Consider the following 14997-nt stretch of genomic DNA (forward strand, 5'->3'; position numbering starts at 1 on the left):
GGTCGGTTGTCAGAGTCATGTGGTGTGATGGACCGTATGGTGTCATCTGCCCGAGATTCGTCAGCAGGGGCCCCGTCCCTGATCAATTGGGACCTGGCCGCCTCCACGGCTGCCCGGCTTACCCCTCCCGGTCCCGCGCTGAGCGCCGGGGAGATCGGCAAGGCGGTGGATAACCTGCGCTTCAACGCCGATATCTCCGTCCCGCATGTCCATGACATCACCGGCCTTGAAGCGGCCCGGGACCTGCGGGATTCGCACGTCCTCGTCGTGGACCGAGCCTCCTGGTCCAAGGCCAACACCCAGAGCTTCTCCGTCATGCTCCAGCCTGTCCTGGAGAAAATGCTGGAGTCCCGCAGCAGCCTGTCCCTGTCACCTGCTGCCGCCGCCGCCAGTGGGGCCATCACGGGCAGCCAGCTCGGCGCCATCCTTGCTTTCCTGTCCAGTAAGGTCCTGGGCCAATACGATCCCTTCGCGGCCTTGGCCCCCGACGCCAACGTTCCTTCGGGCGGCCGGCTGCTCCTTGTTGCCCCCAACATCATCTCCGTGGAACGCGAACTCAATGTGCACCCGGACGACTTCAGGCTCTGGGTATGCCTCCACGAACAAACCCACCGCGTTCAGTTCGCCGCAGCGCCGTGGCTGCGGGATCACATGCTCGCCGAAATCGAAAAGCTCAGCGGTCATCTCCTGGGCAACATGGATTCCCTGGTTGAACGGGCAGCCGCCGTAGCCAAGTCCCTGAAGGACCGCGCTGCATCAGGGAACGTGCCAAGCCGGGGCGCCATTCTGGACCTGCTGCAGGATCCTGAGGAGAAGGCTTCCCTATCCCACATCACTGCCGTCATGAGCCTCCTGGAAGGTCACGCCAATGTGGTGATGGATGCGGTCGATTCCAGCATCGTCCCGTCCGTGAAGACGATTCGCCAGCGGTTCAATGATCGCGGCAAGGACCGCGGCATGATCGAGAAGTTCATCCGCAATCTCCTCGGTCTCGACGCCAAAATGCGCCAGTACACAGACGGCGCAAAGTTCGTGCGCGAGGTTGTTGCGGTAGGCGGCATGGAAGGCTTTAACCGGGTATGGAACTCGGCGGAAAACCTCCCCACCGAGGAAGAGATCCACAATTCCAGGATGTGGCTCGAGCGGATGGGGCTTTGAGCGCACCCGTATTTGACGGCCCCTCAGATGGTGGCTTTGGCGGCGGTCCTGACAATGGACCGACAGGAAAAGGCCGACGCCGACCCGGCCGTTTGGCGCCGGTCGTCGGCAAGGCACGGAAGCAGTTGCAGAACGCCTTGGCCGCTGCGGGTTACCCGGAACGTGTCCTCGTAGCCTGCAGCGGAGGACCGGATTCGCTTGCGCTCGCAGCAGTGGCTGGATACTTCGCCCGGCGCGGCCACGTGGACGGGCATCCCATTTCCGTGGCAGGTGTGGTTGTTGACCACCAACTTCAGGCTGGCTCGGCAGAGGTAGCTTCGCGGACGGCAGCTGTCTTGCGGGAACTGGGCCTCTCACCTGTGGAAGTGCGTCCGGTGCAGGTCACGTCCACCGGATTCGGGCCCGAAGCTGCAGCCCGCGATGCCCGGCACGCAGCACTCGAAGCCGCTGCAGATGATCTTGGTTGCGATCGAATCCTGCTCGGGCACACCTTGGACGATCAAGCCGAACAGGTGCTCCTTGGACTGGCCCGTGGCTCGGGTACCCGTTCTTTGGCCGGCATGAGGCCGGCACGGGGACGCCTGCTAAGGCCCTTCCTGGGCCTAAGGCGGGAAGAGACCCTGGAAATCTGCGAGGTCGAGGAACTGCAGCCGTGGCACGATCCGAGCAACAGTGACTCTGCCTTCGCGCGTTCGCGAACCCGCGTCGAGGTAATGCCCGTCCTCGAAGAAAAGCTGGGGCCAGGCGTTGCCGAATCTTTGGCACGGACAGCCGCAATCCTGCAGCAGGACGCCGATTTCCTGGAGGATCTCGCAAACGAGACGTATCTCTCGCTGGTGCAGCGAACAGACGACGGCGCGTGGTTGCCGGAGGACGCCGTCCGCGGACTTCCCGCAGCCCTGAGGTTCCGCGTCATCGCCAAGGCCGCTGCCGACGTCGGGGGCCAACAACCCGGGTACGGACGGCTCCAAGCCGCGGAAGCACTGCTTCGCCGCCAGGGTTCGGCCGGCCCTGTGGAACTTCCGGGCCACGTCAGTGTCTACCGCTTGTCCCTCAGCGATTTGGAGCAGGAACGGGCTGCCTCCGGCGGTCCCGGGTCCGCTGCTTCGGCCACCGGCGGTCCCCGCGATGCCGCACGCTGTGGGAAGCTAGTATTCCGGCATCAGAAATCGCCCCAACAGTAGCCGCACCCGAGCATCAAAACAGGAGCCATTGGTGGATTCAAACGACGTCCAGGCAGATCTCAAGCACGTTCTTTACACCAAAGAGCAAATCCAAACGCGCATCGCTGAACTGGCGGCGCAGATCGACAAGGACTATGAAGGCCGCGAACTGCTGATCGTCGGTGTCCTCAAGGGTGCCGTGATGGTCATGGCGGACCTGGCGCGTGCCTTGCACAGCCACGTCAGCATGGACTGGATGGCAGTGTCTTCCTACGGCTCCGGCACCCAATCCTCCGGTGTTGTACGGATCCTCAAGGACCTCGATACCGACCTCATGGGCAAGGATGTGCTGATCGTCGAGGACATCATCGACTCTGGCCTGACACTTTCATGGCTCAAATCCAACCTGGAATCCCGCGGTACCGCCAGCGTTGAGATCTGCACGGCTTTCCGTAAGCCCACCGCAGCCAAGGTCGAGATCGACGTCAAATACGTCGGCTACGACATCCCCAACGAGTTCGTTGTGGGCTATGGCCTGGACTACGCCGAGAAGTACCGCAACCTGGACTTCGTGGGCACGCTGGCTCCGCACGTTTACGAGTAACACACGCCCTTCACGGGATCACAGGGACGTGGGGACCGGTTGACGAACAAAAGCATTGGCATCAAGGACGTAGCTGTTGCCGCCGGCGTGTCTGTCACCACTGTTTCCCACGTCCTGAACGACGTCGCCTACGCCCGTATCAGCCTGGAAACACGGGAAAAGGTCAAAGCCACGGCGGAACGCCTGGGCTATGGCCCAAACCGGCTGGCTCAGGCCCTGCGCACGCAACGGACGGGGATGCTGGGTCTCGTCAGCGAGGAAATCGCCACCACACCACACGCAGGGCGAATCATCCTGGGTGCGGATGAGGCCGCCAGGGCGCGGGGCTACAACCTGATGATCATCAATACCTCAGGCGCAGCAAGTGATGAGTCCCGGCAGGCCGACGTCGAGGCCCTCCTGGAGCGGCGCGTGGATGGCATCCTGTACGCCACCATGTACCACCGCGAGGTCACCTTGCCGGAAAACCTGAGTTCAGTTCCAGCAGTGCTTGTGGACTCCGAGAGCGTGGCAGGGAGCGTCGCTTCGGTAGTGCCCGACGAAGAAGGCGGGGCGAGGGTAGCCGTGCAGAGCCTCCTGGATGCCGGCCACAGGCGGATCGGTTTCCTGAACAACACTGACGACGTCCCGGCTACGCGGGACCGCATGCGTGGTTTCCGGAACGCCCTGGACGAAGCAGGGCTCGACGGCGCCGCCGCACCTGTGGAGTCCGAACTCTCGGAGGTGATGGGCGGCTATGTTGCCGCCTTGCGGATGTTCAAGCGAAAGGACCGGCCCACGGGCCTGTTCTGCTACAACGACCGTATGGCCATGGGTGCCTACCGCGCAGCGGCCGAGGTAGGAATCAGCATTCCCAACGAACTTTCCGTGGTGGGTTTCGACGACCAGGAACTCATCGCGGCCAACCTCTACCCTGGCCTGACAACAGTGGCGCTTCCCCACTACGAGATGGGCGCCTGGGCCACCGAACGCCTGATCGATGCCATCGAGGGTAAGGCGGACCTCGCTGTCCTGGCAGCTAGACCGACGATTCTGGAGTGTCCCTTGGTGACCCGGGAATCCATCACGAATCCCCATCCAGGGGTGTCCTAGCGCGACGCAGGCGAGTATCCTGTGTACGCCCAGAGGGAACTTTTGAGCATTCCAGTGCGTGAATAACTGGGAACGGTGTATAGCTAGAAACTGAAGCAGCACCATTCGCGCGCAGAAGTTGCGCCTCGCAGCACTACCAGGAGGGACGGGGCAAAACCCCGATCAGATGAAAGCTAAGAGTTTCTTCAAGGGCCCGGGCATCTGGATTGTTGTCGTCGTCGGCTTGCTCCTGGTGGCATTCGCAACGCTGGCTCCGGGCGGTTCCACACGTATTGACACCAAGGACGGCCTCGAGCTCCTCGCGCAAAGCGGCAAGGTGGAGCAGGCCAAGATTTTCGACGCCGAGAACCGCGTTGACTTGGTACTGAAAGACAACCTGAATATTGATGGCCAGGACAAGGGCAAGAACGTCCAGTTCTTCTATGTCACGGACCGTGGCCCGGACGTCGTCAAGGCTGTCACCAGCGCCAACCCGGACAAGGGCTTCACGGACCAGCCGGTCGAGAACAACTGGTTCTCCGGTCTGTTCTCCCTGCTCATCCCCGTGCTGTTGCTTGGTGTGCTGTTCTGGTTCCTGCTTTCCCGCATGCAGGGCGGCGGCTCCAAGGTGATGCAGTTCGGCAAGTCCAAGGCCAAGCTGGTCAACAAAGACATGCCCCAGGTGACCTTCTCAGACGTCGCCGGTGCTGACGAAGCCGTGGAAGAGCTCCAGGAAATCAAGGAGTTCCTCCAGGAACCGGCAAAGTTCCAGGCCGTTGGCGCCAAGATCCCCAAGGGTGTACTGCTCTACGGCCCTCCAGGTACAGGTAAGACGCTGCTGGCCCGCGCTGTTGCCGGCGAGGCAGGCGTTCCCTTCTTCTCCATCTCCGGCTCGGACTTCGTTGAAATGTTCGTCGGTGTTGGTGCTTCCCGTGTTCGCGACCTTTTCGAACAGGCCAAAGCAAGCTCCCCTGCCATCATCTTCGTTGATGAAATCGACGCCGTTGGCCGTCACCGCGGTGCGGGTATCGGCGGCGGCAACGATGAGCGCGAGCAGACCTTGAACCAGCTCCTCGTTGAGATGGACGGCTTCGACGTCAAGACCAACGTGATCCTCATCGCGGCGACCAACCGTCCTGACGTCCTGGACCCCGCGCTGCTGCGCCCGGGTCGTTTCGACCGCCAGATCACCGTGGAAGCCCCGGATATGATCGGCCGCGAACAGATCCTTAACGTCCACGCCAAGGGCAAGCCGATGGCCCCGGGCATCGACCTCAGGGGTGTCGCCAAGAAGACTCCCGGCTACACGGGTGCAGACTTGGCCAACGTTCTGAACGAAGCTGCGCTGTTGACTGCGCGTTCAAATGCCAACCTGATCGATGACCGCGCCCTGGACGAGGCAATCGACCGCGTCATGGCAGGCCCGCAGAAGCGCAGCCGCGTCATGAAGGAACTCGAGCGCAAGATCACCGCGTACCACGAAGGTGGTCACGCACTGGTTGCTGCCGCGCTGCGCAACTCCGCTCCGGTCACCAAGATCACCATCCTTCCCCGTGGCCGTGCCCTTGGGTACACCATGGTGATTCCTGAGGACGATAAGTACTCGGTTACCCGTAACGAGTTGCTGGACCAGATGGCGTACGCCATGGGTGGTCGCGTTGCCGAGGAAATCGTGTTCCATGACCCGTCCACCGGTGCGTCCAACGACATCGAAAAGGCCACGTCAACGGCCCGGAAGATGGTCACCCAGTACGGTATGAGCGAACGCGTTGGTGCAGTGAAGCTCGGCCAAGGCGGCGGCGAGCCGTTCCTTGGCCGCGACGCCGCGCAGGAGCGCAACTTCTCAGACCAGATCGCCTATGTTGTGGACGAGGAAGTACGTCGCCTGATCGACCAGGCGCACGACGAGGCCTACGCTATCCTCACTGAAAACCGCGAAGTCCTCGATCGGCTGGCACTGGAACTCCTTGAGCGCGAAACCCTCAACCAGGCCGAGATTGCCGAGATCTTCCACGACATCCGCAAGCGCGATTTCCGTGAGATCTGGCTGTCCAAGGAGTCCCGTCCTGTCCAGTCGATTCCGCCGGTAGAGTCGCGCGCAGAGAAAGCTGAGCGCGAGGCCCAGGAAGAGGCCAAGAAGGCCCGTCTGGACGAACCGCTGGATGCCGTAGCCCCGCATGCCCAGGGCGTCAGCAGCCAGGAGTCATTCCAGTCACCGGGACCCGACGGCGGCAACGACTCTCCGCTTCACGGCTAAGCTTTCTGCTGTGACTCATTTCGACGACGACGACCTCGCCGCCGACCACGGCTCAGCCGCGGACGGCAAGCGGGGCCACAAAGTAGACCGCCCGCGCATTGAAGCTGCAGTACGTGAAATCCTGCTGGCCATTGGTGAAGACCCTGATCGCGGGGGCCTGCATGACACGCCCAAGCGTGTTGCCAAGGCCTATGCGGAGGTCTTCGCGGGCCTCCACCAGCACCCGGCAGATGTCCTCTCCACCACGTTTGACCTTGACCATGAAGAGCTTGTCCTTGTGAAGGACATTCCCTTCTACTCCACGTGTGAACACCACCTGGTGCCGTTCCACGGGGTGGCTCATGTCGGTTATATTCCGTCACATGAGGGCAAGGTGACAGGCCTGAGCAAGCTGGCCCGTTTGGTGGACATTTATGCGCGCCGGCCCCAGGTGCAGGAGCGGCTCACCACCCAGATCGTTGAGGCACTGGTCAAGCACCTCAACCCGCGTGGGGCGATAGTCGTCATCGAATGCGAACACATGTGCATGTCCATGCGCGGCATCCGCAAGCCCGGCGCCAAGACTGTCACCAGTGCGGTGCGCGGTCAGCTCCATGACCCGGCCACCCGCGCCGAGGCCATGAGCCTCATACTCGGAAGGTAAGCAATATATGGATTCCCTCGCTGCAGCACCCGGAACCGGCCCGGCCACAAGCCCACTGCCGATTCTCCGCAAGCCGCGGCCCGCGGCCAGGTTTGAGGACCTGCCAACGGACCGCACGCTCGTTATGGGAATTCTCAACGTCACACCGGATTCCTTTAGCGACGGCGGCACCCACCGCACGCCGGACACCGCCATCGCGCTCGGCCTGCGTATGTTCTACGCCGGCGCGGACATCATCGACGTCGGTGGCGAGTCCACGCGCTCCGGCGCCGAACCCGTTTCCCCTGAAGAAGAACAACGCCGGGTCCTCCCGGTAATCCAGGCGCTGGTGAAGGCTGGCGCACTTGTCAGTATCGACACGATGCACACCTCAACTGCGGCCGCTGCCGTGGAAGCCGGCGCGGCGATCATCAACGACGTCTCCGGCCTGACCATCGAGCCAGACATGCCCGAGCTCGTCGCACGAACCAAGGTTCCTTACATCCTCACGCATCGTCGTGGCGATGCCCGCACCATGGACAGCCTCACGGAGTACAACAACGTGACCGAAGACGTCGTGGCTGAGCTCAGCGGTGTCCGCGACAAACTTTACGCGGCAGGCGTCGCTCCGGAGCAGATCATCGTTGACCCCGGAATTGGCTTCTCCAAGAACGAGAACCAGAACTGGGAAATCCTTAAGAACCTGGACAAGCTGTTCTCACTCGGCCACAAGGTCATGGTGGCTGCATCACGCAAGCGGTTCCTCGGCTCGCTCCTCACTGTTGCCGGCAAGTCTGCCGCGCCGCTGGAACGCGACGCCGCCACGGCAGCTATCACCGCTTTGAGCGCCGCGAAGGGCGCCTGGGCTGTGCGCGTCCACGACGTCGGTCCCAGCCTTGACGCCGTCAAGGTTGCCGCTCGAATCGCCCGCTGACCGGAGGACCTTGTGGACAGGATCACGCTGACCGGTGTCACCGCCGTCGGCCATCACGGAGTGTTCGATTTCGAGCGCCGCGACGGCCAGCCGTTCGTCGTGGACGCCGTCCTTCATACTGACTTCAGCAAGGCTGCGGAGACGGATGACCTCCAGTACACCGCGCACTACGGTGAGGTGGCTGAGCTCATCACCTCGCACATCGAGGGCGAGCCGCTGAACCTGATTGAGGGGTTGGCAGTGAGGATTGCCGATGGCATCCTCGCCAATTACAACGTGGCCGCAGTGGATGTCACCGTCCATAAGCCGAAAGCGCCCATTGAGGTTCCGTTTGGCGATGTCACCGTGAGTGTCCACAGGGAGCGATCATGAACTCCGGATACACCAAAGCGATCCTGGCCCTCGGCAGCAACCTCGGCGAGCGGAACGACACCCTCTCCACCGCCGTCGCCGATCTCGTGGATCCGCCGAACGTCAGGCTCCTTGGAGTATCTCCGGTGGTCCAGACCAAGCCAGTCGGCGGGCCGGAAGGCCAACCCGATTTCCTGAACATGGTCATGGCAGTTGAGACGACCCTCAGTCCCCAAGAGCTGCTGCAGCACTGCCACGACGTCGAGCAGAAGCACCATCGCACCCGTGAAGTGCGGTGGGGTCCGCGGACACTGGACGTGGACATCATCGTCTTCGGTGACGTGGTCAGCGACGACCCCATCCTGACCCTGCCTCACCCGAGGGCGGCCGAACGCGCGTTTGTCCTGTACCCATGGTCGCTGCTGGAGCCGAACGCCCAACTGAACGGGCAAAGCGTTGCAGAGTTGGCGGCCGCAGCTGAGGACATGCCCGACATCCGTCGGTTCGACGGCTACGGCGATATCGCAGGTGTTCCGGCGACGGGAGCGGTGGAGTAGAAGTGAAGCCCATGCGCCCCGCGGTCCTGGTCATCATCGCCATCATCGCTGCCGCCATCGGTTGGCTGGCCACGGCGGCAACCAACCGCTTCAGCATGCCCACTCCCGTGCTTCCGGTCTCCGCGCTGGTCACCATGGGTGTCATCGCAGTACTCACCCTAATCATGGGAATCCGGGTGCTGCGGTGGCGCAACGGCAAGAAGAAGAACCTGCTCAACCCGATCCTTGCCGCCCGGACGCTGATCCTTGCCCAAGCCTGCGCATATGCCGGGACGCTCCTTCTGGGCTGGCACGCCGGCATCTCCTTTGACCTTCTCCGAATCGGGACTTTGCGGAGTGGTGAAGGCATCCTCTGGAACGCCGTCCTGATGGGCGGTGGTGGCGTGGTGATGGTGGTCGTCGGCCTGGTGGTCGAGAGATTCTGCCGGATCCCACCGGAAGACCTCGAAGGTGGCACTCCAGGACCGGAAACCCGCCGCGGGGAAACAAAAGGCGAAGGCGAATATGCATACCGGGGCGATTGACCCTCCCGGCGTCCAGTGGCTGCGGGTCTCCCCGAAGTACGTCACGGTCCGCTTGGTGGAGTGGGCCATCGGAAACCTGGTGATGGTGGCGATCCTCAGCCTCCCCCTGGTGTTTGTGCAGCTGGGTTGGTGGCGTTGGCCTCCGCTGTGGCTCGCCATCACAGTTCCCGCGGTGATGCTTGTCCTGGCGTTGTGGCGGCTCGTGCTGATTCCGCGCCAGGTCCGTGCAATCGGTTACGCGGAGCGAGATGACGATCTCCTCATTCGCCGTGGCATCTTCTTCCAACGCACCATGGTGGTCCCGTACGGCCGGATGCAGTACGTGGATGTGACTGTTGGTCCGGTGGAACGCGGCCTTGGTCTCTGCACCTTGAAACTTCACACGGCTTCAGCTGGAACCAGCGCTTACCTGCCTGGACTTCCTGCCGAGGAAGGCGCACGGCTGCGTGAACAGCTCTCGGCACGTGGAGAAGCCAGGCTGGCCGGGCTGTGAGTCCGGAGGGTAGCGCCACCGTGGGCCTCCCGGCTAAAGCGGACGACGGCGATTGGCGGCGCGTGCATCCAGCGTCACCGTTCGTACGCGGCTGGGTGGCGCTGGCCGCCGTCGGATACTTTTTCGGTCGCGACGCCTTTGAACGCGTACTTCAGGGCCGCGACATCCTGGATCCCAACCTCAACGGACGGGTGCCCTGGCTGTTGGCCGGTGGCGGCATTGTGCTTCTCCTGACCGTGGGCGGATTCATCCTGAGCTGGTACTTCACGCGCTACCAGGTGGCCGAGGGCTATGTCCGGGTCAACACAGGATTCGTGTTCAGGCAGCAGCGGCAGGCTCGGTTGGACCGGGTCCAGGCGATCGACATCGTGCAGCCCCTTTTGGCGAGGATCTTTGGCCTCGCTGAGCTCAAGTTTGAAGTCGCCGACGCTGGCGAGTCTGCCGTGCGGCTCGCTTACCTTCCGCTGGTCCAGGCCAAACAGTTACGCGCCACTATCCTTGCCCGTGCCGCCGGAGTGGTGAGCGGCCCGGAGACTGCGCAAGAAATCCCCGAAGCGCCGGAGCACGTTGTCTTGTCCGTGCCGCCTTCCCGGCTTATTGGCTCGCTCCTGCTGAGCGAGCAGACCGTCGGTATCCTGCTCGGCGCCGCCGCATCCATAGCCATCTCCGTGTACACCGAAAACAGCGCCATCTTCCTGGCGCTGATCCCGGCCGTGCTGGGCATTGGTGCTGCTTATTGGAACTCATTCAACAAGGGCTACAACTTCACCGCGGCGATTTCCCCTGATGGGATCCGGCTACGCTACGGGCTCCTGGACACGCAAGCCCAGACCCTGCCCCCGGGCCGAATCCAGGCACTGAAGGTCAGGCAGCCGCCCATCTGGAGGATCTTCGGCTGGTACCGCATGCAAGTTAACGTGGCCGGCTACGGTGGCGCGGCAGGCAATGAGAACGCTGCGCGGACCACTTTGCTGCCAGTGGGCTTGAAGCCGGATGTCATGCGGATGCTGTCCCTCGTGCTGCCGGACCCGGGTGTTGAGGATCCGGAACGGGTGTTCACTTCCGCGCTGGAAGGGTTGGCTGGGCCTACTTCCACGGATGGTTTCGTCACTACTCCGCGCAGGGCCTGGCTCCTGGCGCCGCTGGGCTGGCGGCGCAATGGTTTCCTGGCCACGCGAACGGCATTGTTGATTCGATCCGGCCGATGGTGGCGCACCCTGGTCCTGGTTCCCCATCAGCGAACACAGTCCATGGCCTTGCAGCAAGGTCCGCTGGCGCGGCGTTTCGGGGTGGCTGATCTTGTCCTCCACACCACGGCGGGACCTGTGGTGCCACGCCTCTACCAGGCCGACGTGGAGCAGGCTGTGCAGCTCTTCGACCAGCAGGCAGCCCGTGCCCGGGAGGCGAGAAAGCGGCAGACCAGCGAGCAATGGCTTTTGCAGGTAACCGGCCAGGCACCACCACAGTCACCACCGCAAGCACCGCCTGAATCACTACCGCAAGCACCAACCCAGGAGGACCCTCAGCATGGTTAGGCCAGGAAGACTCGGAGTCGGCATCATCGGCGCCGGAAAGGTGGGTGCTGTCCTGGGTGCCGCTTTGCGCGCGGCCGAGCACGCCGTCGTCGGGGTTTCCGCCGTTTCCGAAGCGAGCCGCGAGCGGGCAGAGACGCTGCTGCCGGGAGTCCCGATCCTTGGGATCCAGGACATTGTGGAGCGATCGGAACTGGTGCTGCTGGCCGTTCCCGACGATGCCCTCGGCGAACTTGTTGAGGGACTCGCGAAGCTCGGTGCATGGCAACCTGGCCAGTTGGTGGCGCATACCTCCGGGCGTTTCGGCGTAGGGATCCTGCAACCGATCCGCAGCGCGGGTGCCATTCCGCTGGCGATGCATCCTGCCATGACGTTCACCGGCATGAGCCTGGACCTGACCCGCCTCATGGATTGCACGTTCGGAGTCACAGCCGACGCCGCCATGCTGCCGATTGCCCAGGCCCTGGTAGTGGAGATGGGTGCCGAGCCGGTAGCGATTGCCGAGGCAGACCGCACCCTGTACCACGCGGCCCTCGCGCACAGCTCCAACCACATGGTGACCCTTGTTGCGCAGGCGTCGCAGTTGCTGCGCGAAATCGGCGTCGAATCCCCGGAGACCATGCTGGGTCCATTGCTGCGGGCCACACTGGAGAACGCTCTCGCGTCCGGGGAGTCTGCATTGACCGGTCCAGTCGCGCGCGGCGATGTGGGCACCGTTGCTGCGCACGCCCAGGCGCTGAAGGAATACGACGGCGGTGCGGGCGGCGACGTACTCGCGGCCTACCAGGCCATGGCCCGGGCAACAGCCCGGCGTGCCGGGAATCGTGGGCTACTGCGCCCTGAACAACTGAGTGACATTGGCGGGGCCTTGGGAACAGAGCCCACGGCGCCGGAAGGAATCTGAACATCATGGCCATCAAACTCGTGACCACCGCGGCCGAACTTCGTGCTGAAAGTGCCCGGCTCCTGGCTTCCAAGGGAGGAAGTTCCCAAGGCTTGGTGCCGACTATGGGCGCCCTGCACTCGGGCCATGCAGCCCTGGCGAGGACCGCGGTGGCAGAGAACGATGTCGTGGTAGCCACCATTTTCGTGAATCCCCTCCAGTTCGGCGACGCCGTGGATCTCGACCGCTATCCCCGCACCCTTGAGGCCGATATGGCCCTCCTGGATGCCGAGGGAGTGGACCTCGTCTTCGCACCCTCCGTGGACGAGGTGTACCCGGGTGGCCAGCCGCTGGTTCGCGTCACGGCCGGCCCGCTCGGCGGGAAATGGGAAGGCGCTTCACGACCCGGGCACTTCGATGGCGCCCTGACCGTGGTGGCCAAGTTGCTGCACTATGGACTTCCCGGCGGTGCAGCTGCGGACGGTTCGACGCCGACCTACCGTGCCTACTTTGGCCAGAAGGACGCCCAGCAGCTTGCCCTCGTGAAGAGGATGGTCGTGGACCTGAACTTCCCCGTGGAGATCGTGCCGGTGCCAATCGTCCGCAGTGACGACGGGTTGGCTCTTTCAAGCCGTAACCGCTTCCTCTCGGACCAAGAACGCGACGCAGCGCTGGTGCTCTCACGGGCTCTGCGCCTCATCGAGTCCCGCGCGAACGCACATGAACCGCTGGACCTGGATTCCGCCGTCGCGCTTGTTGAATCCCAGCCACTGGTGGAACTGGACTATTTCGACGTCGTGGATCCCACCACTCTTGAGCCGCTGGCCGAGAACTGCAAGGAGACTCCGTTCCGCGGCGAAGGGCTGGCAATCGTTGCCGCAAAGGTGGGTCCTGTGCGGTTGATAGACAACGTTCCGCTTAATTCCTGAGGTTGAATACCTAACGTTTGGATTTTCTGCTGACGGGAATCTCTTGGGCGTCTAGACTGTTCCTGTCTTTACCGGCATTGATCGCCGGAATCCAAGCCCAAACCTGAGGAATCCTCATGTCTACCGACGTCACGTCCGACGCCAACAGCGAGCCCGGTTCCGGCGCGTCCGCAAGTGCTGCCTCCACAGAGGAAGCGCTCACGCAGGCTCCTGTATCAGCGAAGATGTCCCGTGAATCCGTCACGGTCATTGTCACCTTGTTGGTCGCCACGTTTGTGGTGATCCTCAACGAGACCATCATGAACGTGGCGCTCCAGCGGCTGATGACCGATCTCAAAGTCGACGCCCCCACGGTCCAGTGGCTCGCCACCGGGTTCATGCTGACCATGGCGGTCGTCATTCCGACCACCGGATTCATCCTGCAGCGGTTGACCACCCGGGGCTCGTTTATGCTCGCCATGGGACTCTTCAGCGGCGGAACTCTGCTGGCCGCCCTGGCGCCCGGGTTTCCCGTGCTGCTCCTGGCACGTATCGTCCAGGCCGGCGGCACAGCCATCATGCTGCCATTGCTGATGACCACCATCCTTACGCTTGTGCCGATGTCGCGGCGCGGTGCCGTCATGGGCAACGTCAGCATCGCCATCTCAGTCGCTCCCGCCATGGGCCCCACCGTTTCAGGCATCATCCTGGACCACTTCTCGTGGCGCTTCATGTTCGTGTTCGTGCTCCCCGTAGCATTGGCTGCCTTGGCGATTGGCGCCAAGTTCCTCACCAATGTGGGGGAGCGCGGGAAGACTGGCTTGGACTTCACTTCAGTGGTCCTCACCGTTCCTGCTTTCGGTGGCTTGGTCTACGGCCTCAGCCAGATCGGTGGCGCCAACGCCGGGGTGGTCCCGATCATCGCACTCGTGGTTGGAGTCGTGTGCCTGGCGCTGTTCGTCTTCCGCCAACTCAAATTGCAGAAGACCGATTCGCCGCTGCTGGATCTCCGGGCCTTCAACTTCCGAATGTTCACGGTCTCCACACTGCTCATGGTCGTAGCGATGATGGCCCTGTTCGGTGGGGTCATCCTGCTCCCGCTCTACCTGCAGAACACCCTGCACCTGCAGCCGATGGAAACCGGCCTGGCTCTCTTGCCCGGTGGTTTGGCCATGGGTCTGCTGGGTCCTGTAATTGGACGCATCTTCGACAAAGTGGGCCCACTGCCCCTCACCGTATCCGGTTCAGTCCTCATGGTCCTGACGCTCTGGCAATTCTCGCGCCTGGACCAGGCCAGTGCTCTGGGATGGGTGATTGCGCTGCACGTGACGCTGAGCCTCGGCCTGGCATTGCTCTTCACCCCTGCCTTCACCACTGGCTTGAACCCGCTGCCTCCGCACCTGTACTCCCACGGATCAGCAATCATGAGCACAGCCCAGCAAGTTGCCGGCGCCGCTGGCACTGCGCTGCTCGTGTCCATCTTCGCCGTAGTGTCCGCATCCTCCGGCCTGGTAGCCGGGATGCAGGCAGCCTTCCTGGCGGCAACCATCATTGCCGGCGCCGCAGTGGTGCTCGGTGCGATGATGCGAAAGACCGAGGGCGCAGGCCACGGCGGTCACTGAGTCTTGGTGCCGTTTGGCTGGGTCCAGCCGTTCGGCTGGGTCCGGCTGTTTGGCGGGCATCCTCTGCGCGCTCGCTCGTGCCTCGCTTAGACGCGTGCGGTCGTATGCCCGACAAACAGCCTCTTGCCCTTTCCAACGTTCTCTCACATCCTGACCCGATTTGCTCGACGTTCCCTCATCGTCAAGCTGGTTGTGAGTCATTCATTAGCTGTTGAGTGAAGGAGCCGGCGATGGCCGTTGATAACAAGGGTTTTACGCGTGAAGAGATCCGTGAGTTCATGCATGAGTACTATTTGCAGCCGTACGGGACGAGGAAGG

At 62.9% G+C, this 14997-nt stretch carries 15 protein-coding genes; all 15 read left to right on the forward strand.

Features of this window, described 5'->3' with window-relative positions; translation table 11 throughout:
* The first annotated feature begins 36 nt into the window (after positions 1-36).
* The 15 genes from AC1DCM_RS05850 (at position 37) to AC1DCM_RS05920 (ending at position 14679) form a co-directional block, all read left to right on the forward strand.
* Positions 37-1158, forward strand: a complete 1122-nt coding sequence (locus AC1DCM_RS05850) for a zinc-dependent metalloprotease (protein WP_477517617.1) — start codon at positions 37-39, stop codon at positions 1156-1158.
* A 125-nt stretch (positions 1159-1283) separates the two neighbouring features.
* Positions 1284-2342 (forward strand): tRNA lysidine(34) synthetase TilS, encoded by a 1059-nt coding sequence (gene tilS, locus AC1DCM_RS05855; protein ID WP_477517635.1) that lies wholly within the window; start codon positions 1284-1286, stop codon positions 2340-2342.
* Between the two features lie 31 nt (positions 2343-2373).
* On the forward strand, positions 2374-2925 hold the full coding sequence (hpt, locus tag AC1DCM_RS05860; protein WP_216924216.1) for a hypoxanthine phosphoribosyltransferase: 552 nt from the start codon (positions 2374-2376) through the stop codon (positions 2923-2925).
* Between the two features lie 39 nt (positions 2926-2964).
* Complete coding sequence (locus AC1DCM_RS05865) at positions 2965-4017, forward strand: LacI family DNA-binding transcriptional regulator (protein ID WP_477517618.1); 1053 nt, start codon at positions 2965-2967, stop codon at positions 4015-4017.
* A gap of 166 nt (positions 4018-4183) precedes the next feature.
* Complete coding sequence (gene ftsH, locus AC1DCM_RS05870; RefSeq protein WP_442005153.1) at positions 4184-6253, forward strand: ATP-dependent zinc metalloprotease FtsH; 2070 nt, start codon at positions 4184-4186, stop codon at positions 6251-6253.
* Positions 6254-6263: 10 nt separating this feature from the next.
* Positions 6264-6896, forward strand: a complete 633-nt coding sequence (gene folE / locus AC1DCM_RS05875; protein ID WP_442005152.1) for a GTP cyclohydrolase I FolE — start codon at positions 6264-6266, stop codon at positions 6894-6896.
* A gap of 7 nt (positions 6897-6903) precedes the next feature.
* Positions 6904-7809 carry a dihydropteroate synthase gene (gene folP, locus AC1DCM_RS05880; protein ID WP_442005151.1) on the forward strand — a complete coding sequence of 302 codons (906 nt, stop codon included), beginning with the start codon at positions 6904-6906 and terminating at the stop codon, positions 7807-7809.
* Between the two features lie 12 nt (positions 7810-7821).
* Positions 7822-8181 carry a dihydroneopterin aldolase gene (gene folB, locus AC1DCM_RS05885; RefSeq protein WP_216924207.1) on the forward strand — a complete coding sequence of 120 codons (360 nt, stop codon included), beginning with the start codon at positions 7822-7824 and terminating at the stop codon, positions 8179-8181.
* On the forward strand, positions 8178-8717 hold the full coding sequence (gene folK, locus AC1DCM_RS05890; protein ID WP_477517619.1) for a 2-amino-4-hydroxy-6-hydroxymethyldihydropteridine diphosphokinase: 540 nt from the start codon (positions 8178-8180) through the stop codon (positions 8715-8717). Before folB ends, folK begins: the two co-directional genes overlap by 4 nt.
* Before the next feature lie 2 nt (positions 8718-8719).
* Positions 8720-9241 (forward strand): DUF3180 domain-containing protein, encoded by a 522-nt coding sequence (locus AC1DCM_RS05895; protein WP_442005148.1) that lies wholly within the window; start codon positions 8720-8722, stop codon positions 9239-9241.
* Positions 9222-9734, forward strand: a complete 513-nt coding sequence (locus tag AC1DCM_RS05900) for a PH domain-containing protein (protein ID WP_442005147.1) — start codon at positions 9222-9224, stop codon at positions 9732-9734. Before AC1DCM_RS05895 ends, AC1DCM_RS05900 begins: the two co-directional genes overlap by 20 nt.
* Positions 9731-11269, forward strand: a complete 1539-nt coding sequence (locus AC1DCM_RS05905; RefSeq protein ID WP_477517620.1) for a PH domain-containing protein — start codon at positions 9731-9733, stop codon at positions 11267-11269. The genes AC1DCM_RS05900 and AC1DCM_RS05905 overlap by 4 nt, the downstream gene beginning before the upstream one ends.
* Positions 11262-12170, forward strand: a complete 909-nt coding sequence (locus tag AC1DCM_RS05910; RefSeq protein WP_477517621.1) for a Rossmann-like and DUF2520 domain-containing protein — start codon at positions 11262-11264, stop codon at positions 12168-12170. The genes AC1DCM_RS05905 and AC1DCM_RS05910 overlap by 8 nt, the downstream gene beginning before the upstream one ends.
* A gap of 5 nt (positions 12171-12175) precedes the next feature.
* Entirely contained in the window at positions 12176-13078 is a 903-nt protein-coding gene (gene panC, locus AC1DCM_RS05915) for a pantoate--beta-alanine ligase (RefSeq protein ID WP_477517622.1), read from the forward strand.
* 116 nt (positions 13079-13194) lie between these two features.
* Positions 13195-14679 (forward strand): DHA2 family efflux MFS transporter permease subunit, encoded by a 1485-nt coding sequence (locus tag AC1DCM_RS05920; RefSeq protein ID WP_442005143.1) that lies wholly within the window; start codon positions 13195-13197, stop codon positions 14677-14679.
* The last annotated feature ends 318 nt before the right edge of the window (positions 14680-14997 follow it).

This window comes from Paenarthrobacter sp. 10N417 (genome assembly GCF_056394745.1).